Genomic DNA, 18,798 nt, shown 5'->3' on the forward strand with positions numbered 1-18,798 from the left:
TTTCAGCCCGTCCGGCGTTTGAGGACGAGGCCTTCAGGGCCGAAGGGGGGTCTGGGGGCGCAGCCCCCAGGAACAGGACGGGACGGGAAGGGGCGGCGGGGGCGAAACCAACCCACCGCCGCCCCCACCGCACCCCGGACTAAGTCGTCCGCCTCCGCCGAGCCCCCGGACTAAGTCGTCCGCCTCCGCCGAGCCCCCGGCCGCCGCTCACTGGGCCGGGTGACCGGATCCCCCGACTCCACGGCGGAAGCCCTCCGCCGCAACCCGAAGTCCGCCAACGCCTCGGCCAACTTGTGCACGGACGGCTCCGGAGCCATCACATCGACCCGCAGCCCATGCTCCTCGGCGGTCTTCGCCGTGGCAGGCCCGATACACGCGATCACCGTCACGTTGTGAGGCTTGCCCGCGATCCCCACCAGGTTCCGCACGGTGGACGACGACGTGAAGAGAACGGCGTCGAAGCCACCCCCCTTGATCGCCTCCCGGGTCTCCTGCGGCGGCGGCGACGCCCGCACGGTCCGATAGGCCGTGACGTCGTCGACCTCCCAGCCCAACTCGATGAGCCCGGCCACCAGCGTCTCGGTGGCGATGTCGGCCCGGGGCAGGAAAACGCGGTCGATCGGATCGAAGACCGGGTCGTAGGGAGGCCAGTCGTCGAGCAACCCGGCAGCCGACTGCTCGCCACTGGGCACCAGATCGGGCTTCACGCCGAACGCGACCAGCGCCTTGGCGGTCTGGTCACCCACAGCGGCGACCTTGATCCCGGCGAAGGCACGGGCGTCGAGCCCGTACTCCTCGAACTTCTCACGAACCGCCTTCACCGCGTTCACCGAGGTGAAAGCGATCCACTCATAACGGCCCGTGACCAGCCCCTTGACCGCCCGCTCCATCTGCTGCGGAGTTCTCGGCGGCTCGACGGCGATCGTCGGCACCTCGTGCGGCACGGCCCCGTAGGACCGCAGTTGGTCGGAGAGCGACGCCGACTGCTCCTTGGTACGCGGCACCAGCACCCGCCACCCGAACAGCGGCTTGTTCTCGAACCACGACAGCTGCTCGCGCTGAGCGGCGGCGAACCGCTCACCGACCACGGCTATCACGGGCCGGCCACCGTCGGGGGACGGGAGCACCTTGCCTTGCTTGAACGTCTGGGCGATGGTCCCCAGCGTGGCCGACCAGGTCCGCTGACGCGTCGTGGTCCCGGCGATCGTCACGGTCAGCGGAGTGTCGGGCTTGCGCCCGGCCGCGACCAGCTCACCCGCGGCGGCGGCAACCGAGTCGAGCGTCGTGGAGACGACGACCGTCCCGTCGGACGCCCCGACCTCGGTCCAGCAGCGGTCCGACGCCGTACGGGCGTCCACGAACCGGACGTCCGCGCCCTGCGCGTCCCGCAGCGGCACACCCGCGTACGCGGGCACGCCCACGGCCGCCGCGACACCCGGGACCACCTCGAACGGGACACCGGCGCGAACGCACGCCAGCATCTCCCCGGCGGCGTACGCGTCGAGCCCGGGATCCCCGGACACCGCACGCACGACCCGCCTGCCGCCCCGTGCGGCCTCCATGACAAGATGTGCGGCATCCCGCACAGCGGGTACACCAGCGGTCGTTGACGCGCCGTCAACAACCGTTAGTTGAGGCGTGCCTGTGCCTGGATACGTGCTGCCAATAGGCGTGTCCAATTCGGTGTTGAGCTCGGCGACGCCTTGTCTGGCGTGTGGGCGTACGACGTCGAGCACCTCGTGCTCGGCGACCAGTACGTCCGCGACCGCCAGCGCCTCGACGGCGCGCAGAGTCAGTAGTCCCGGATCCCCGGGTCCGGCACCGAGAAAGGTGACGTGCCCATGGTCCGGACCGGCGGGAAGGTTGGTGGGGCTCACTGTGCTCGCTCCCCCATCAGACCGGCCGCGCCCTTGGCAAGCATCTCGGCTGCGAGTACACGGCCGAGCGCCATTGCTTGGTCGTACGTCTCGGGCACGGGACCGGTGGTGGACAGCTGCACCAGCGTCGAGCCGTCGGTCGTGCCGACGACGCCGCGCAGGCGCATCTCCTTGACAATCTGCCCGTCGGCCAGCAGGTCGGCCAGCGCGCCCACAGGGGCGCTGCAACCGGCCTCCAGGGCGGCGAGCAGTGACCGTTCGGCGGTCACGGCGGCCCGGGTGTCCGGGTCGTCGAGCTCGCCGAGTGCCGCGATCAGGTCAGAGTCGCGGGAGGTGTTCCCCGCTCTGCACTCGATCGCCAGGGCCCCTTGGCCAGGGGCAGGCAGAACCATGTCGACCGACAGGAAGTCGGTCACCTCGTCGGCGCGCCCGATGCGGTTGAGGCCGGCCGCGGCCAGCACCACCGCATCCAGCTCACCACTGCGCACGAACCCGATCCGGGTGTCGACGTTCCCCCGGACCGGTACGACCTCGATGTCCAGGTCGTGGGCACGCGCGTACGAGTTCAGCTGGGCGGTGCGCCGCGTCGAGCCCGTCCCGACCCGCGCGCCGCGCGGCAGGTCGGTGAACTTCAGCTCGTCGCGCGCCACCAGTACGTCACGCGGATCCTCGCGCTCCGGTACGGCGGCCAGCACCAGGTCGTCGGGCTGCGCGGTCGGCAGGTCCTTCAGCGAGTGCACCGCGAAGTCGACCTCCCCGCGCAGCAACGCGTCCCGCAGCGCGGTCACGAAGACGCCCGTGCCGCCGATCTGGGCGAGGTCCTCGCGGGACACGTCGCCGTACGTCGTGATCTCCACGAGCTCGACGGGCCGCCCGGTCAGCCGATGCACGGCGTCGGCGACCTGTCTGGACTGGGCCAGGGCGAGTTGACTTCGCCTGGTCCCAAGTCTCAGCGCCCCTTGTACTGGCTCACTCATGCTCGCCCTCGGCTTCCGGCGTTCGTCCATGCGTTCTGGTCTGCGTTCTCGTCGGCCTGGTCCGCCCGGGACACGGAGGCGACCGTCTCCTGGTCGAGGTCGAACAGGGTGCGCAGCGCGTCCGCGTACCCGGCGCCGCCGGGCTCGGCCGCGAGCTGCTTGACCCGTACGGTCGGCGCGTGCAGCAGTTTGTCGACCACGCGCCGTACGGTCTGCGTGATCTCGGCCCGATGCTTCTCGTCGAGCCCGGGCAGCCGCCCGTCGAGGCGGGCGATCTCACCGGCGACGACATCGGCGGCCATGGCGCGCAGAGCGACGACGGTGGGGGTGATGTGCGCGGCCCGCAGGGCTGCCCCGAAGGCCGCGACCTCGTCGGCGACGATCCGCCGGACCTGGTCCACGTCGGCCGCCATCGGGACGTCCGCCGAGGCCTCGGCCAGCGACTCGATGTCCACCAGCCGCACTCCGGCCAGCCGGTGCGCGGCGGCGTCGACGTCCCGGGGCATGGCGAGGTCGAGAAGCCAGAGCACGGCCGGGGGCCGCGGCACACCGGCCGGCATCTCGGGGCGCCGCTGCTCGGGAATGCGCCCGAGGGTGGCGGCGGTCAGGGCGAGCGCGGCGATCAGCTCACGGTCGTCGTCCGGCGTACGCCGGGCAGCTTCCCGCCGGTCGACAGTCCCGTTGTCCACCCAGGCGGCGTGCTGTTCCAGCGTCGCCGCGTCCATCCCGGCGACGGCGGCCTCGCCCATCACCGAGAACCCGGCCGACTCCTGCACGGCCTGCCCGGCGGAGAGATCCAGCGGACAGCCGTCGTCGGTACCGATGCTGGTGGGCGGCAGAACCCCTCGCACGTCTCGTACGTCACCCTGCGAGGCCGTACGAGAGGACAGCCCGGCCTCGTCCGTCGGCACCCGGCCCTCGACGGCCGCCGCGATGATCTCGGCGGTGAGGACCAGCCCGGTCGCGCCCGTACAGGAAACGGCTATATCGGCACGTGTCAGCTCGAAGGGCACCGATTCGATCGGCACCGCACGGGCGGACACGGACACCGCGCCACCCTCGTGACCGCCGGCTCCGGAACCCTCGTACTGACTGTTCTCGCTGTTCTCGTTGATGATCTGCGCGAGCCGCTCGGCCCGGTCCGCCGTGCGGTTGGCGACGACGATCTCGGCGACCCCGAGCCGCGCGAGCGTGGCGGCGGCCAGTGAGGACATCGACCCGGCACCGATGACCAGGGCTTTCTTGCCCGCGGCCCAGGATTCGACCGACCCGCCGGCAACCCCGGATCCCCTCCCCCCGGCCAGCTGCTGGAGCCCGAAGGTGACCAGGGACTGTCCGGCCCGGTCGATGCCGGTCTCGGAGTGGGCGCGCTTGCCGACCCGCAGGGCCTGCTGGAACAGGTCGTTCAGCAGCCGGCCGGCGGAGTGCAGATCCTGGGAGAGCGCGAGCGAGTCCTTGATCTGCCCGAGGACCTGCCCCTCGCCGACGACCATGGAGTCGAGCCCGCAGGCCACGGAGAACAGGTGGTGGACGGCCCGGTCCTCGTAGTGCACGTACAGGTACGGGGTGAGTTCGTCGAGCCCCACCCCGCTGTGCTGGGCGAGCAGCGTCGACAGCTCGGCGACACCCGCGTGGAACTTGTCCACGTCCGCGTACAGCTCGATGCGGTTGCAGGTGGCGAGCAGCGCGGCCTCGGTGGCCGGCTCGGTGGCGACGGTGTCCTGAAGCAACTTGATCTGCGCGTCCTGGGACAGCGCGACGCGCTCGAGAAGGCTCACGGGAGCGCTGCGGTGGCTCAGCCCGACGACGAGGAGACTCATGCCGGCATCACGGCGGGAACGTCCCCGTCAGGTCCTTTGCCACGACCACCACTGCCGCCCCGCACCGTGGCCGCGACCACCGGGGCGGTGCCGTCCGCCAAGGCTTCGGCGGCAGCGGCGGCGGCGTCGGCCACCTCGCCCGCCTTACGCTGCTCGTGGAAGGCGAGGATCTGCAGCTCGATGCTGAGATCGACCTTGCGTACGTCGACACCGTCCGGGACGGTCAGCACGGTGGGCGCGAAGTTGAGAATGGAGGTCACCCCGGCGGCGACGAGTCGTTCGCACACGGGCTGAGCGGCACCGGCGGGGGTGGCGATAACGCCAATGGACACACCGTTGTCCGCGATGATCCTTTCCAGATCATCCGAGTGCTGCACCGGAATACCGGCGACGGGCTTTCCCGCCATGTCGGGATCGGCGTCGATGAGGGCGGCCACGCGGAATCCACGGGAGGCGAAGCCGCCGTAGTTCGCGAGGGCGGCGCCGAGATTACCGATGCCGACGATCACTACCGGCCAGTCCTGGGTCAGGCCCAGCTCACGCGAGATCTGATAGACGAGATACTCGACGTCGTACCCCACACCACGCGTCCCATAGGAGCCCAGGTAGGAGAAGTCCTTGCGCAGCTTCGCGGAGTTGACGCCCGCGGCGGCTGCCAGTTCCTCGGAGGAGACAGTGGGTACCGAGCGCTCCGACAGTCCGGTCAGCGCACGGAGGTACAGCGGAAGCCTGGCGACGGTGGCCTCGGGAATCCCTCGGCTGCGGGTCGCCGTTCGGTGAGTTCGGCCAGTTGCCACGGTGCTCCTGCGGGTAGCGCGGGGCTGCAGGCGGTCACACGTTCCTGGACCGCCCCGTCGAATGCAGGCTATGTCTTTGTGAACGCGTGCACAAAGATGGTGTCCGATTTGCCCACCCAACGTGACCGGGGTCACGCACCCCTGTCGCACGCGTATGGAACCGGCGCACAAGCACCGTTGTCCCTCGCCGTCACAGGCACCGTTCGGGGGCAAAACCTCACACACTCCTCATGAATCCCGCCCCCGAGATCTGAACCGCACTCGATCCTAAGCGACTTTCCGGACCACTTGGACTGCTCGGTCAGCACTTGGTCGGAACTCGACCACTCGGTAATCCATCGGGAATCTATGTGAGGGCTTTGCGAAGACGTTCTTCGCTGACGCGCCAGAACGTGTGCTGGGCGCCGTCGATGAGCACGACGGGGATCTGTTCCCAGTACTCACGGTTGAGTTCTTCGTCCTGAGTGATGTCCTTCTGTTCCCACGGCACCCCAAGATCGGCACACACCTTCTCGACAACCCCCTGTGCGTCATCACACAAATGACAACCGGGCTTCCGGATGAGAGTGACGAGCCGGGACTGTGGCGTACGACGCTCGACGCGCCGAAAGAGGGGACCCATGAACCCATTGTCCCGCGCCTGCCGAGGAGCTGTCCGACGTCCCGGCACAGCCCCCGGACCGCTTCTTTAACTGTGCGGTCGCGGAGAGTTCACAACCTCCAAACCTCTCGACTCCGGAAGCACCGAACAAACTGGCTATGCTCACGCCATGGCCGCTCTCGGATGGCTCACTCCCCGTAGGCGCTCCGCCACGGCGCGGAGCGTGTTGGCAGGCGAGGCCTCGGCGGAGGCAGCGCGCAAGTCCTCCCAGGAGCTGGAGGAACTGACGCCCGCGCCGGAACTGCCGGGCGCCGCCGAGGAACCCGCGTTCCCCGTCCTCGGTGATGTCAGGGCCGCCGCCTTCTTCGACCTCGACAACACCGTGATGCAGGGCGCCGCGATCTTCCACTTCGGCCGGGGCCTGTACAAGCGGAAGTTCTTCGAGTCCCGCGACCTCTACCGGTTCGCCTGGCAGCAGGCGTGGTTCAGGCTGGCCGGCATCGAGGACCCCGAGCACATGCAGGACGCCCGGGACTCCGCGCTCTCCATCGTCAAGGGCCACCGCGTCGCCGAACTGATGTCGATCGGCGAGGAGATCTACGACGAGTACATGGCCGAGCGCATCTGGCCGGGCACGCGCGCTCTGGCCCAGGCGCACCTGGACGCGGGCCAGAAGGTGTGGCTGGTGACGGCGGCCCCGGTCGAGATCGCCACGGTCATCGCCCGCCGCCTCGGCCTGACGGGCGCGCTGGGCACCGTCGCGGAGTCGGTGGACGGCGTGTACACGGGCAAGCTGGTGGGCGAACCCCTGCACGGCCCGGCCAAGGCGGAGGCGGTACGCGCCCTGGCGACGGCGGAGGACCTGGACCTGACCCGTTGCGCGGCGTACAGCGACTCGCACAACGACATCCCCATGCTCTCCCTGGTCGGCCACCCCTACGCGATCAACCCGGACGCCAAGCTCCGCAAGCACGCCCGCCACCTGGACTGGCGCCTACGGGACTACCGCACCGCCCGCAAGGCGGCGAAGGTCGGCATCCCGGCGGCAGCCGGCGTAGGAGCGGTGGCCGGCGGCACGGCGGCGGCCATCGCCCTCCACCGCCGCCGCCGCTGACCCGGCAGGGGCGGCGAGGGCGAAGAAACAATCATTCGCCCCGCCGTGCCCCCGTAACCCCTCCACCAGTCCCGTTGGCAGTGCACAGCCACAACACGCCCTGAGCGGAGCTCAACTCGGCCTTAATCGATCAACGATCTGTCACATTGCGGCACTTAAACGAGCGCCAATAGGTAACAGAAGCGACGTAATCGATGATTTGAGCAACCGGGTGTAGCAGCGCCTGTACGAAGCGTTATTCTCCTCAGACGCAAACCGGTACCCCTCCGTCGCTACGACGGGTGAACGGTCCCGCACTGCACGTGATGGAAGCTCTGCCTCTGGGAGTCCCGTGTACCCACACGTCGGGGTTGACGCCTCGGGCCTGGCTACGCTGCGCGCAACGGTCCTAGACCTGTTGCGCGGCTTCGTCCCCACCGCGTACGCCGTACCCGCATTCGCCACCGCCGCACCACTCGGCCCGTGCTACGCACTGGCCGACGGCACCGCCGCGGTCGGCCGACGAGGGCGCGCGGCCGGCGCCGCCGCACCTCGCCGCCCCGCCGCGGACAGCGACAGCGCCCGCATGATGGACCTTGTCGAGCGTGCCCAGGCCGGTGAGGCCGACGCCTTCGGCCGCCTTTACGACCAGTACAGCGACACTGTGTACCGGTACATCTACTACCGGGTGGGCGGAAAGGCCACCGCAGAGGACCTGACGAGCGAGACGTTCCTGCGCGCCCTGCGCCGCATCGGAACCTTCACCTGGCAGGGCCGCGACTTCGGCGCCTGGCTGGTCACCATCGCCCGCAACCTCGTCGCCGACCACTTCAAGTCCAGCCGTTTCCGGCTCGAAGTGACCACGGGCGAGATGCTGGACGCCAACGAGGTCGCGCGTTCACCGGAGGACTCCGTCCTGGAGTCCCTCTCGAACGCGGCTCTCCTCGACGCCGTACGACGCCTCAACCCCCAGCAGCAGGAGTGCGTGACCCTGCGCTTCCTCCAGGGGCTGTCCGTCGCCGAGACCGCGCGCGTGATGGGCAAGAACGAGGGCGCCATCAAGACCCTCCAGTACCGCGCCGTCCGTACACTCGCCCGGCTCCTCCCGGAAGACGCGCGCTGAGCACCGTAAGAGGTACTCCGCGCACGTCACACCGTGCCCCGCACCGCACCGCGGACTCGTCCTGCCTTCGCCCGCCCGGGGACAGCACACTCAGCGACGACCAACTCACCTTCCGTGAAAGTCCGTTGAGTTCGCGGTCCGATCATCCGCCGTCCGTAACCCAAGTGCCGCGCCACTCGTTGTGCGGGATACAGGCTCCCTGTGGTCACTCCCTGGCCGTCTCCGATCACCCGATCGAGTGGACATGGTCAGGAAAGTGCAACCCTCAGGACCCCCTGGGGAGCCGACCGTCATGACGAGAGGAGGTGCCGCCAGTGATCGCGAACGTTTCGGCGCACCGGCGGGCGAACGCCTTCGCCCAGGCCCTGGAGGAGCTGTCCGACCGGGACTCGGCGGCCGAACAGCCCGAAGGACCGGCACCGGACACCGCACCGGAACCGGCCCCGGCTGCCGCGGAACGGGCGGACCACCAGGCGGACCACCGGGCGGAACGGACCGAACCGAACCCACTGGTGGCCCTCGCGACCGGTCTCGGCGAACTGCCCAAGCCGGTGCTCGACCCCGCTGTCAAGGTCGTCCACCGGGCCCAGTTGGTGGCCGCGATGGAGGCCATGCTGCGGGACGGCACGGTGCCGGGAGGCGAGGCGGCGAACCCTTTGGTGCCCGAGCAGCGCTCCCGGGCCAAGGGCGCTCACCGGGCGAGCGGGCTGGGGAAGTTGCGACCGCGTACACGGCTCACGAAGGGTCTCGCCGCCGGCGGACTCAGCGTGGGTGTGGCCGCGGGAGCCTTCGGCGGCGTCGCCGCTGCCAGTTCCGACGCCCTGCCCGGTGACTCGCTCTACGGCCTCAAGCGCGGCATCGAGGACGTCAAGCTCAACTACCTGGCCGACAGCGACAGCGAACGCGGCCAGGTCTACCTCGACCAGGCCTCGACCCGGCTCAACGAGGCACGCCGGCTGATGGAGCGCGACCGCGCCGGTCAGCTCGACCACGAGTCGCTCGGCGAGATCCGCCGCGCCCTCTCGGGTATGAGGCACGACGTCTCGGAGGGCCACCGCCTGCTGCACGAGGCGTATCAGCGCGACCCGGACTCCCTGGGCCCCATCCAGGCCCTGGACGCGTTCTCCCGCTCCCACCGCGAGGCCTGGGGCGCCCTGCGCGACCGTCTTCCCGTGCAGCTCGGGGACGTGAGCCAGGAGGTGTCGTCGGTCTTCGACGCCATAGACCAAGAGGTCGCCCCGCTCCAGTCCCTGCTGCCGAAGCCTCCCTCCCGGAGCGGCGGCGGCGCGGGTGGCGGCGGGGGCCAGCGGCAGGGCTCCGGGCCGGAGTCGAGCACGAGTTCGTCCGGTTCCGACCGGTCGGCCGCGCCCAGCGATACCGGCGGCGACCCCGCCGACGGGCGCGACCCCAGCAGCGGCAACCCCAAGCCGTCCGCCTCCGGCGCCAGTAGCGACGGCCTGCTCGGCGGCAACACCGGGGGCCTCCTCGACCCGCCCCAGAACAGCGGCACGGCGTCCCCGTCGACGAGCACCCCGTCCACCACCGAACCGGACGTCACGCTCCCACCGCTCCTCCCGGGCCTGCTGCCCGGCCTGGGCATCGACAGCGAGGACGCGAGCTAGCAGCAGTCGGCCGTACGGCGGTTGGGGCGCCCTTCTTGACGAAGGGCGCCCCAACCGCCGTACAGGCATCGGCCAAAGCGAAAGAGAAAGAACCGCGTCAGAAGAAGACCGACCGCCGCTGCACCAGCAGCTTGTAGAGGGTGTGCTGGATCTGTTCCCTGACCTGGTCCGTCAGGTTGAACATCAGCATCGGGTCCTCGGCCGCCTCCGGCGGATAGCCGTCCGTACGGATCGGCTCGCCGAACTGGATCGTCCACTTCGTGGGCAGCGGGATCGCGCCCAGCGGACCCAGCAACGGAAACGTCGGGGTGATCGGGAAGTACGGGAAGCCGAGCACCCGGGCCAGCGTCTTCGCGTTGCCGATCATCGGGTAGATCTCCTCGGCCCCGACGATCGAGCACGGGATGATCGGCGCGCGCTGCCGCAGTGCCGTCGACACGAAGCCGCCACGCCCGAAGCGCTGGAGCTTGTACCGCTCACTGAACGGCTTGCCGATGCCCTTGAAGCCCTCCGGCATCACGCCGACCAGTTCGCCGCGCCCCAGGAGCCGTTCCGCGTCCTCGGCGCAGGCCAGGGTGTGACCGGCCTTGCGGGCCAGTTCGTTGATCACCGGCAGCATGAAGACCAGGTCCGCCGCGAGGAGCCGCAGATGGCGGCCCGCCGGATGGTTGTCGTGCACGGCGACCTGCATCATCACGCCGTCCAGCGGCAGCGTCCCGGAGTGGTTGGCGACGATCAGCGCGCCGCCCTCGGTCGGGATGTTCTCGATGCCCTTGACCTCGACCCGGAAGTACTTCTCGTACAGCGGGCGCACCATCGACATCAGAACCTGGTCGGTGAGTTCGGCGTCGTAGCCGAAGTCGTCGACCTCGTAGTCCCCGGTGAGCCGGCGACGCAGGAAGGACAGGCCGCCCGCGATACGCCGCTCCAGGCCGCCGACGCCACCCGCATCCGGGGCGGGCGACGGAGACTGGTGCTCAGGGTGGTCCTGGGACTGCTGGGGCGGCTGTTGCTCTTGTGTCACCTGAACATCATCCTGTGGACGGGCCCGTCCTGGCAGGGGCTGGACCTCGCGAACCACCGCCGATTCGCCCTTGCGCCGCCCCGCGCTCCGGCGGCGCGACGGCCGCGGGGCGGCGCCCGTGCGGGACCTGTCGTCGTCGAACGGAATGACCTTGGCATCCGCCATCGTTGATGCGCTCCTCGGTTGGCGCTCTGCGTCGGTGGGCTGTCGCCGTCAGGTCGCTTCGGCAGCTGTCGTGACTGTGGTGGTGGTCGTGGCGCGGGCACCGCCCGCGAAGGGTGCGAAGGGCAACCCGGCGATCCGGTCGACGACCCGCGCGAGGGCCGCCGGCGGCAGCAGACCGGGACCGCGGACGCGCGCGAAGTCCTCGAACGTCTCGGCGGTCGTGAACTTCGGCCGGTACCCCAGAGTCTCGCGCATCTGATTCGTCGCCACGACCCGGCCATGCGTGAGGAGCCGGATCTGCTCGGGCGAGAAGTCCGACACGCCCAGCGTACGCACGAGCGAACCGGCCCAGGTGACCGCGGGCAGCAGCAGCGGCATGGTGGGGCGGCCGAGCCGCCGGGAGCACTGCGAGAGCAGCAGGACCCCGTCGCCGGCGATGTTGAACGTGCCGCTGTTGAGCGTTCCGCGCTCCGGTTCGTGCGAGGCGATGCGCAGGACCTCGATCACGTCGTCCTCGTGCACGAACTGGAGCCGGGGGTCGTAGCCGAACACGGTCGGCAGGACCGGCATCGCGAAGTACTGGGCGAGCGGCGAATCCGCGGTCGGCCCCAGGATGTTGGCGAAGCGCAGCACGGCCACGGCGACGTCGGGCCGGCGCCGCGCGAACCCGCGTACGTACCCCTCGACCTCGACCGCGTCCTTGGCGAAGCCGCCGCTGGGCAGCGACTTGGGCGACGTGGTCTCGGTGAACACCGCCGGATCCCGGGGCGCGGAGCCGTACACGTTCGTACTGGACTTCACGACGAGCCGCTTCACGGTGGGCGACTTCTGACAGGCACCCAGCAACTGCATGGTGCCGATGACGTTGGTCTCCTTGAGCGCGACCCGGCTGCCGCTGCCCAGCGCGATGCCCGTCACGTCCAGGTGCACGACCGTGTCGGCGTTCGTCTCGGCGAGCACCCGCGCGATGGTGGGCTGCCGGATGTCGGCCTGGATGAAGTCGGCGCCGCCCAGATGGTGCTCGGGGGCGACCGCGTCCACGCCGATAACCCGGTCCACCTGGGGGTCACGCTGGATCCGCCGTACGAACCGGCCCCCCAGCTGACGGGCCACTCCGGTCACGAGCACGACCTTGCCCAAGATCAGCGCCTTCCTTCCAGCCGTGTTTCCCGTGCGCAGCCCAACCTAGCGGGTTGTTGTTGCGCTGTGATGCCCGCCCGATGCATGAAGTCACGGGGACCCTGAATGTACGACTGTGGCCCCCCACCGGAAACCGGTGGGGGGCCACAGTCCTCAAACTCACGCTCACGCTTTCATTGCGTCGCGGAGAAGCAGCGGTTCCGATCTCGCGACCGGACCGACTACTACTTCTTGTTGCGACGCTGAACGCGCGTGCGCTTCAGCAGCTTGCGGTGCTTCTTCTTGGCCATCCGCTTGCGCCGCTTCTTGATAACAGAGCCCACGACTACCCTCGCTCACTTCTCATAACTCGGCGTTGGGCGCCATGGGCCCATACGACCTACAAGGGGCCAGCCTACCCGTCCGAGCGCTGAGGTCGTAATCGAGGGCGATCGAGGAGATCGGACGAGATCAAGTGGGACCCGGTAAAGCCCTGAGGGTCCCCATCCGCCCCCCCTCGACCGCCGTCAGGCTGTCTCCACCCCCACATAGCTCTCGCGGAGGTACTCATGAACCGCCTGCTCGGGGACGCGGAAGGACCGCCCCACCCGAATCGCGGGCAGATGACCGCTGTGCACCAACCGGTACACGGTCATCTTGGACACTCGCATCACCGAGGCGACTTCCGCCACGGTCAGGAACTGAACCTCGTTCAGAGGCCTCTCGCCAGCTGCAGCCATGACACACCCGAACCTTCCGCACTCGACTGGCCACCGGCTTCCCCTTCCGGTGACTCTTCGTCGCTGCGTGCTCACTCCCCAATGTAGGGGCGGGTGATGCGAGTGGGGAAGAGGTGCACCCATCGGCGGCCTACTGTGACAGACACGCTCGATTGAGTACGTAGCGGGTAATCGGCCGGTAGTAATCAGACCGCACAGCGTCATCAAGTGGAACGACGACGGACACGCGCCCCTCTGCCTCTCCGACGAAGAGCGCGGGATCGTCCGTATCGGCCAGCCCGATGGCCTCGAACCCCAGTTGACCTGCACCGCAGACCCACCCGTGGTCCCCGATCACCAGCTCCGGGAACGTCCCGCCGGCCTCGGCGGCGGCCGTCAGAGCGGTCCGAACGGGGAGGGGAGAGTGCGTGTGTGCGCCCGGCTCACGCCCGGCGGCCCCAGCACCCTGTTCCCGTACCAGCCCGACTCCTCGTACGTAGTCGAGGTTGTACGTGCGTAGACCGAACCGGGTCGTTATGTCGACAGAGCTACCCTGCGCTGGGGTGAGAACAGCACATCCCGCCGCCGACAGAGCGTCTGCCAGTGCGGCGTAGAAATCGAGCAGTCGATGCGGGTGACCGGTGCCCAGGAGTACGGGAGCCCGGCGCCGCGCGACTGCGGAGAGTCGTTCGGCGAAGGCGTCGAGGGCCACGAGCGTCCGTTCCGGGTCGATCACATCACATCCGGAGGTGCACTGCGGATCGGCAGAAACCCCGCACCTGTCGGCCATCAACCGGAGCAGATCCCTTTGCCGCCAAGTCCGTTCGGGATCGAGTCCGATCGTCACCCGGGGATCACGGGCGGCGAAAAGCCGATAACTCCGCAGACTCTCCTCCCGCGAGGTGGCCACGGGCCCGGCGAGACGGGCGGCCAGGAGATGGGCACGCAACGCCCCGGCACTCAGCACGAAAGCGATGGTGACGGACGGCGGCACCGGGCACGGCAGGAATGCCGAAAACACCGCACAGTTGGCGTAACAGCACGAACCTCCGCCCCTGGGCGGGCTGTTACACCGGTGACGGAACAGTGACGGAGTGTCTGCAACTGTCGTACGGGTTTCCGAGTCTCAGTTCATGTGTGCGGCGGCAGCCGGTCGACCACCGGCATCCGCGGACCCGCACCCACCGACCATCACCACGGGGGAAACACCATGAAGCTGTCCCGTCGTACGGCCACCGCCACCGCGGCGCTCGCCGCTCTCGCCGCACTCGGCGGCACGGTCGCCACCGCGGCGCCGGCGTCCGCCGCGTCAAACTCGACGGCCGAGGGCCTCTGCGGCCCCGGCTACAAGACCGTCGCCACCACGGCGGTCGGCAGCGTCGGCCGGATCTACGTCACATGGAGCGAGGCCGAGGGCAAGACCTGCGCGGTGACCCTCCGCAACTCGACCGGCCCTCGCACCCAGATCCGCATCGAGCTCAATGTCATCGCTGACCACGAGACCACCTCGGTCCAGGACGCCGACAGGTACCTCAGTTACGCGGGCCCGGTGTACTACCCCTCCCGTGGCTACTGCGTCCAGTGGTTCGGCGCGATCAACGGCGTCGAGGGGTCCGGCACGGGCGTCTGCAACTGACGTCGGCGCGCGTCCCGCACAGGAATCGACCCCGGCACCGAGCCCGCGACCAGGGCTGCCGGGGTCGGCTCCCCGCACCGCAACCCACAGCCGGCGTCACCTACGCCAGCAACCCCCGCAACGGGAAAACCGCCTTGCGCGCCGCGATGATCGCCTGGTCCAACCGGTCGGCCGGGTCGTACCCCGCCTCCCAGCCCGCGTACGACACCGGCCACCGCCCGTCCGTCATCCGCGCCGGCGCCAACTGCCGTGTACGCGCGAACACTTCCTGCCGCCACCCCTCCGGGATCACAGCCGTGGGCTCGACGGCCCGCCCCGCCGCGATCGCCACCAGGTGTGTCCAGGACCTCGGTACGACCTCCACCACCGCGTATCCGCCCCCGCCCAGGGCGATCCACTTCCCGTCGGCGTACTCGTGCGCCAGGTCGTGACAGGCGACCTGCACCGCCCGCTGCGCGTCCAACGACACGGCGAGATGCGCGAGCGGATCCTCGAAGTGGGTGTCGGCCCCGTGCTGGGTGACCAGCACCTGCGGCCGGAAGTCGGCGATCAGCTCGGGCACGACCGCGTGGAAGGCCCGCAGCCACCCGGCGTCCCCGGTCCCGGCGGGCAGCGCCACGTTGACGGCACTCCCCTCCGCGGGGCCCTCCGCCCCTGTTTCCTCGGGCCACCCGGTCTGCGGGAACAGGGTGCGCGGATGTTCGTGCAACGAGATGGTCAGAACCCGCGGATCCTCCCAGAACGCGGCCTGGACCCCGTCCCCGTGATGCACGTCCACATCCACGTAGGCAACCCGCTCCGCCCCCAGCTCCAGGAGCCGGGCGATGGCCAGCGAGGCGTCGTTGTAGATGCAGAAGCCAGACGCGCCCCCGGGCATCGCATGATGCAGGCCGCCCGCGAAGTTGACGGCGTGCAGCGCTTCCCCGCGCCACACGGCCTCGGCGGCCCCCACCGACTGCCCGGCGATCAGCGCGGACACCTCGTGCATCCCGGCGAAGGCGGGATCATCGACGGTCCCCAGCCCGTACGACTGGTCGGCCGCCCCCGGATCGGCGGAGGCCGCCTTGACCGCCTCGATGTAGTCCGCACGGTGCACAAGCCGCAGGGTCGACTCCCCGGCGGGCTTCGCCGAGACCACGTCCACTTCCCGGTCGAGCCCGAAGGCGTCGACGAGTCGCCGGGTCAGGGCGAGCCGGACCGGATCCATCGGGTGGTCCGGACCGAAGTCATACCCCGTTACTGCCTCGTCCCACATCAGCTGTGCGCGGCCGCTCATGCTTGTCACCGTATCGGGCAGGTCCAGGATCGAACGACCCCGCGTACCTCAACGTCACCAGGACAAGCACCATCGGAACGAGCATCGCCCCCCGGTAGCTCCACAGATCACCCAGAGCCCCCACCAGGGGCGAACCGACCAGGAAACCCACATAGTTGAAGATGTTGAGCCGCGCGACGGCGGCATCCGAAGCACCGGGGAACAGCCGTCCGGCGGCGGCGAAGGTCTGCGGCACGATCACACACAACCCGAGCCCCAGCAACGTGAATCCGAGCATCCCGACCCACGCCCCGGGCGCCACGGCCACCACACCGAATCCGAGCGCGGCCACCAGCGCCCCGGCTCGTACGACGGTCACGGCCCCGAATTTCCGTACGCCGACATCCCCGATGGTCCGCCCGATGAGCGTGGTGACCATGTACACGTTGTACGGAACGGTCGCGAGCTGCTCCGAACTCCCGAGCACGTCCTGCAGATACTTCGCACTCCAGTTGGAGACGGTCGAGTCCCCGATGTAGGCGAAGGTCATCACCAGGCACAGCGGCAGCAGCATCTTGAAGACGAGAGCACCGGAGTCGGCGCCCTCAGGGGCCGCGTCGGTCGGCGCCGAGCCGGACTTCGCCTCCGCACCTCCCTCGTCCCTCGTCGCGTCGACGTACCAACGACTTCCGAGCAGCGCGGCCGGCAACATCACGGCCACCACCGGCAGATAGGACACGAAGAGGGCGAGATGCCAGTGCGCGCCCACCCAGGCCAGCGAGGCCCCGATGATCCCGCCCAGACTGAACGCCGCATGGAACCCGAGCATGATGCTGCGCCCGTACGCCCGCTGCAGACTCACCCCGAGCATGTTCATCGAGGCGTCGAGCCCACCGACGGCCAGCCCGAACGCCCCCAGCGCCACAGCCACCTCGGCCACATGGTCCCCGGCACCGACACCGAGAAGCGCCAGGAGTACGACGGGCTGCGACCACCTCAGTACGAGGCTGGGGGGCACCCGCTTCACCAACTGCTCGGCGCACACACTGCCGACCCCGGCCAGCACCGGCACGGCGGCGAGGAAGAGGGGCAGCATCGCGTCGGAAATGCCGTACCGGTCCTGGATGGCCGGGATCCGCGTCACGAGCAGCGCGAAGGCAGCGCCCTGGGCAAAAAAGCTGAACGCCAGCGAGGCTCTACCGCGCCGCAGCACATCTGTCATGGCGGCGAGCGTAGGGCCCCGGCTTACTCGTGGGTAGATGATTCGGAACATGAATTCTGCTCACCTTTGATCTCACCCAGCAACAACGCCCTACTAAGCACGCTGAGCAACCGCACCAGCACAACCTGTATCGATTCCGGCGCCAATTCCAGCCACGATGACTTCGCTGCCGCGATCGCGATACCGGGCGACCTCATCGCGAAGCATCCCCTTCATGGGATCAACGGCAAGCGCACCGCCGACGAGAACGGCCACCATCATCGCCCCGACCATCACGAGGGTGCCGAGCCAGACCATGGTGCCGACGGGAAGGACCCAGACCCCCACGATCCGCGCGACGCACTCCCCCAGCAGAGCCACACCCCACACCACCGAGAAGGTCCGCTCGGCCCGCCGAAACCGCAAGGACCCAGCGCCCAACCGCTCCCAGGCGGCGGCGCGCTCGGCATCCCCTCTCACGAGGAACGGTTTCATCCCCTCTGTCATCATCGGCCGCCCCAGCCGGACCGACACCAGCACCCCGATCCCGACGACGCTGCTGACCCCGCTGTCCTTCAGGAGCATCAGCCGCGCATCCCCGGCGACGAAACTGAGCAGCACCCCCACGACATTGACCGCGAGGATGAGCGCGGCCATCGCGTTGACCGTCCGCCCCCGCACGACACTCCACCCGGTCCGCACCGCGGGAACGGCACTGCTCCACCCGAGCGCGGCGACGGCACTCATCCCGAGCCCGTTCTTGAACACGTAGTACGACCCGACGGGAACCGCCACATCGAGGACCAGGGGCAGCAGGCTCCGGCGAAGGGAGGCCGAGTTCGTCGTCACTGTTGTCATGCCTCAAGCCTCGCGGTCACCCCCACCCCACCAACAGAAACGATCGTCCAGACCCAGGGATGACAATTGTCAGCCGCGGCCTGTGCCCAATCTCAAACGACCAGCTCAGTCAACTCGCCCATACTGCCGAAGAGTTGAGTGGCCCCGACCAGCCGCTCGGCCGGAGTCATGGCAGTGAACCCGAGCACGTCCATCCCGGCGGCAACAGCGGCCCGCACCCCCAACGGACTGTCCTCCACCACCACACACCTCTCAGCCGCCACTCCCATACGCTCCGCCGCGTACAGGAAAAGATCGGGCGCCGGCTTCCCCCGCCCCACATCCTGCGCACTGAAAACCCGTTCACGGTCAAACCACCCCTCAAGCCCGGTAGTCCGATGCCCCACCCGAATCCGCTCATGACTCCCGGAGGAAGCCACGCAGTACGGCACTCCGCCAGCCCGCAGCTTCTCCAGTACGCCGACCACGCCGGCCACCGGCTCCAGCTCCCGCTCGAAGGCAGCGAACACCCGCCCGTGAAAGACGTCATCGAAGTCGTCCGGCAACCGCCGCCCACTCCGCTCCTCCACCAGATCGTGTACGCGGTGCATGGCGGACCCCATGTAGTCGCGGAGGGAGTCCTCGTACGAGGTCGGATGCCCGAGCTCGGTGAGATAGGCCGCCAGGAGCGTGTTGGAGATCGACTCACTGTCGACGAGAACACCGTCGTTGTCGAAGATGACGAGGTCATAGCGCATAACCGGACCCTAAATGACAAATGACCGGAAACGCAGAAAAGCCCTGCACCGGTGAACCCGGTACAGGGCTTTTCGCAATATTTGTTCGGCGGTGTCCTACTCTCCCACAGGGTCCCCCCTGCAGTACCATCGGCGCTGTGAGGCTTAGCTTCCGGGTTCGGAATGTAACCGGGC

18 protein-coding genes and 1 rRNA gene are annotated in these 18,798 nt (G+C 69.1%); 4 read left to right on the plus strand and 15 right to left on the minus strand.

What is annotated here, in order from left to right:
* Positions 1–170: 170 nt before the first annotated feature.
* The 5 genes from G3I56_RS29080 to G3I56_RS29100 all read right to left on the minus strand — a co-directional run bounded on the left by G3I56_RS29080 (position 171) and on the right by G3I56_RS29100 (position 6,093).
* Positions 171–1,877: a bifunctional uroporphyrinogen-III C-methyltransferase/uroporphyrinogen-III synthase gene (locus G3I56_RS29080; protein WP_164414029.1), complete on the minus strand. Its 1,707-nt coding sequence runs from the start codon at positions 1,875–1,877 to the stop codon at positions 171–173.
* On the minus strand, positions 1,874–2,854 hold the full coding sequence (gene hemC, locus G3I56_RS29085; protein WP_164414031.1) for a hydroxymethylbilane synthase: 981 nt from the start codon (positions 2,852–2,854) through the stop codon (positions 1,874–1,876). The genes G3I56_RS29080 and hemC overlap by 4 nt, the downstream gene beginning before the upstream one ends.
* Positions 2,851–4,674 (minus strand): glutamyl-tRNA reductase, encoded by a 1,824-nt coding sequence (locus tag G3I56_RS29090; protein ID WP_164414033.1) that lies wholly within the window; start codon positions 4,672–4,674, stop codon positions 2,851–2,853. Before G3I56_RS29090 ends, hemC begins: the two co-directional genes overlap by 4 nt.
* Positions 4,671–5,471, minus strand: a complete 801-nt coding sequence (locus tag G3I56_RS29095; protein WP_164414035.1) for a redox-sensing transcriptional repressor Rex — start codon at positions 5,469–5,471, stop codon at positions 4,671–4,673. Before G3I56_RS29095 ends, G3I56_RS29090 begins: the two co-directional genes overlap by 4 nt.
* 346 nt (positions 5,472–5,817) lie before the next feature.
* Complete coding sequence (locus tag G3I56_RS29100) at positions 5,818–6,093, minus strand: glutaredoxin family protein (protein ID WP_164414037.1); 276 nt, start codon at positions 6,091–6,093, stop codon at positions 5,818–5,820.
* 148 nt (positions 6,094–6,241) lie between these two features.
* Here G3I56_RS29100 and G3I56_RS29105 point away from each other — a divergent pair, with 148 nt between their 5' ends.
* The 3 genes from G3I56_RS29105 to G3I56_RS29115 all read left to right on the plus strand — a co-directional run bounded on the left by G3I56_RS29105 (position 6,242) and on the right by G3I56_RS29115 (position 9,910).
* Positions 6,242–7,186 (plus strand): HAD-IB family hydrolase, encoded by a 945-nt coding sequence (locus tag G3I56_RS29105; RefSeq protein WP_164414039.1) that lies wholly within the window; start codon positions 6,242–6,244, stop codon positions 7,184–7,186.
* A 331-nt stretch (positions 7,187–7,517) separates the two neighbouring features.
* On the plus strand, positions 7,518–8,288 hold the full coding sequence (locus tag G3I56_RS29110) for an ECF subfamily RNA polymerase sigma factor, BldN family (RefSeq protein ID WP_164414041.1): 771 nt from the start codon (positions 7,518–7,520) through the stop codon (positions 8,286–8,288).
* A 314-nt stretch (positions 8,289–8,602) separates the two neighbouring features.
* Positions 8,603–9,910, plus strand: coding sequence for a DUF5667 domain-containing protein (locus G3I56_RS29115; protein WP_164414043.1), 1,308 nt, complete (start codon positions 8,603–8,605; stop codon positions 9,908–9,910).
* 97 nt (positions 9,911–10,007) lie between these two features.
* Here G3I56_RS29115 and G3I56_RS29120 read toward each other — a convergent pair whose 3' ends face one another.
* From G3I56_RS29120 to G3I56_RS29140, 5 genes are all read right to left on the minus strand, one after another.
* A complete protein-coding gene (locus G3I56_RS29120; protein WP_164414045.1) occupies positions 10,008–11,099 on the minus strand; it encodes a lysophospholipid acyltransferase family protein in 1,092 nt (363 codons plus the stop codon).
* 48 nt (positions 11,100–11,147) lie between these two features.
* Positions 11,148–12,239, minus strand: a complete 1,092-nt coding sequence (locus G3I56_RS29125; protein ID WP_164414047.1) for an NAD-dependent epimerase/dehydratase family protein — start codon at positions 12,237–12,239, stop codon at positions 11,148–11,150.
* A gap of 224 nt (positions 12,240–12,463) precedes the next feature.
* The gene (locus tag G3I56_RS29130) at positions 12,464–12,562 is read right to left on the minus strand and encodes an AURKAIP1/COX24 domain-containing protein (protein ID WP_003948845.1); all 99 of its coding nucleotides are present in this window, start codon (positions 12,560–12,562) and stop codon (positions 12,464–12,466) included.
* 183 nt (positions 12,563–12,745) lie between these two features.
* Positions 12,746–12,958 carry a helix-turn-helix domain-containing protein gene (locus G3I56_RS29135; RefSeq protein WP_004984898.1) on the minus strand — a complete coding sequence of 71 codons (213 nt, stop codon included), beginning with the start codon at positions 12,956–12,958 and terminating at the stop codon, positions 12,746–12,748.
* Between the two features lie 130 nt (positions 12,959–13,088).
* On the minus strand, positions 13,089–13,904 hold the full coding sequence (locus G3I56_RS29140) for a phosphatase (RefSeq protein WP_164414049.1): 816 nt from the start codon (positions 13,902–13,904) through the stop codon (positions 13,089–13,091).
* Between the two features lie 243 nt (positions 13,905–14,147).
* Between G3I56_RS29140 and G3I56_RS29145 the strand changes: the two genes are divergently transcribed.
* Positions 14,148–14,573 (plus strand): spore-associated protein A, encoded by a 426-nt coding sequence (locus G3I56_RS29145; protein WP_164414051.1) that lies wholly within the window; start codon positions 14,148–14,150, stop codon positions 14,571–14,573.
* Positions 14,574–14,673: 100 nt separating this feature from the next.
* Here G3I56_RS29145 and G3I56_RS29150 read toward each other — a convergent pair whose 3' ends face one another.
* The 5 genes from G3I56_RS29150 to rrf all read right to left on the minus strand — a co-directional run.
* A complete protein-coding gene (locus tag G3I56_RS29150) occupies positions 14,674–15,849 on the minus strand; it encodes an acetoin utilization protein AcuC (RefSeq protein WP_164414053.1) in 1,176 nt (391 codons plus the stop codon).
* Entirely contained in the window at positions 15,800–17,050 is a 1,251-nt protein-coding gene (locus G3I56_RS29155; RefSeq protein ID WP_164414056.1) for an MFS transporter, read from the minus strand. Before G3I56_RS29155 ends, G3I56_RS29150 begins: the two co-directional genes overlap by 50 nt.
* A 93-nt stretch (positions 17,051–17,143) precedes the next feature.
* Positions 17,144–17,878 carry a VC0807 family protein gene (locus tag G3I56_RS29160; RefSeq protein ID WP_164414114.1) on the minus strand — a complete coding sequence of 245 codons (735 nt, stop codon included), beginning with the start codon at positions 17,876–17,878 and terminating at the stop codon, positions 17,144–17,146.
* Between the two features lie 101 nt (positions 17,879–17,979).
* The gene (locus tag G3I56_RS29165; protein ID WP_164414058.1) at positions 17,980–18,624 is read right to left on the minus strand and encodes an HAD family hydrolase; all 645 of its coding nucleotides are present in this window, start codon (positions 18,622–18,624) and stop codon (positions 17,980–17,982) included.
* Positions 18,625–18,707: 83 nt separating this feature from the next.
* Positions 18,708–18,798: ribosomal RNA gene (gene rrf, locus G3I56_RS29170) — 5S ribosomal RNA — on the minus strand; the annotation flags it as partial.

The organism is Streptomyces sp. SID12488 (assembly GCF_010548275.1).
Lineage (GTDB): Bacteria > Actinomycetota > Actinomycetes > Streptomycetales > Streptomycetaceae > Streptomyces.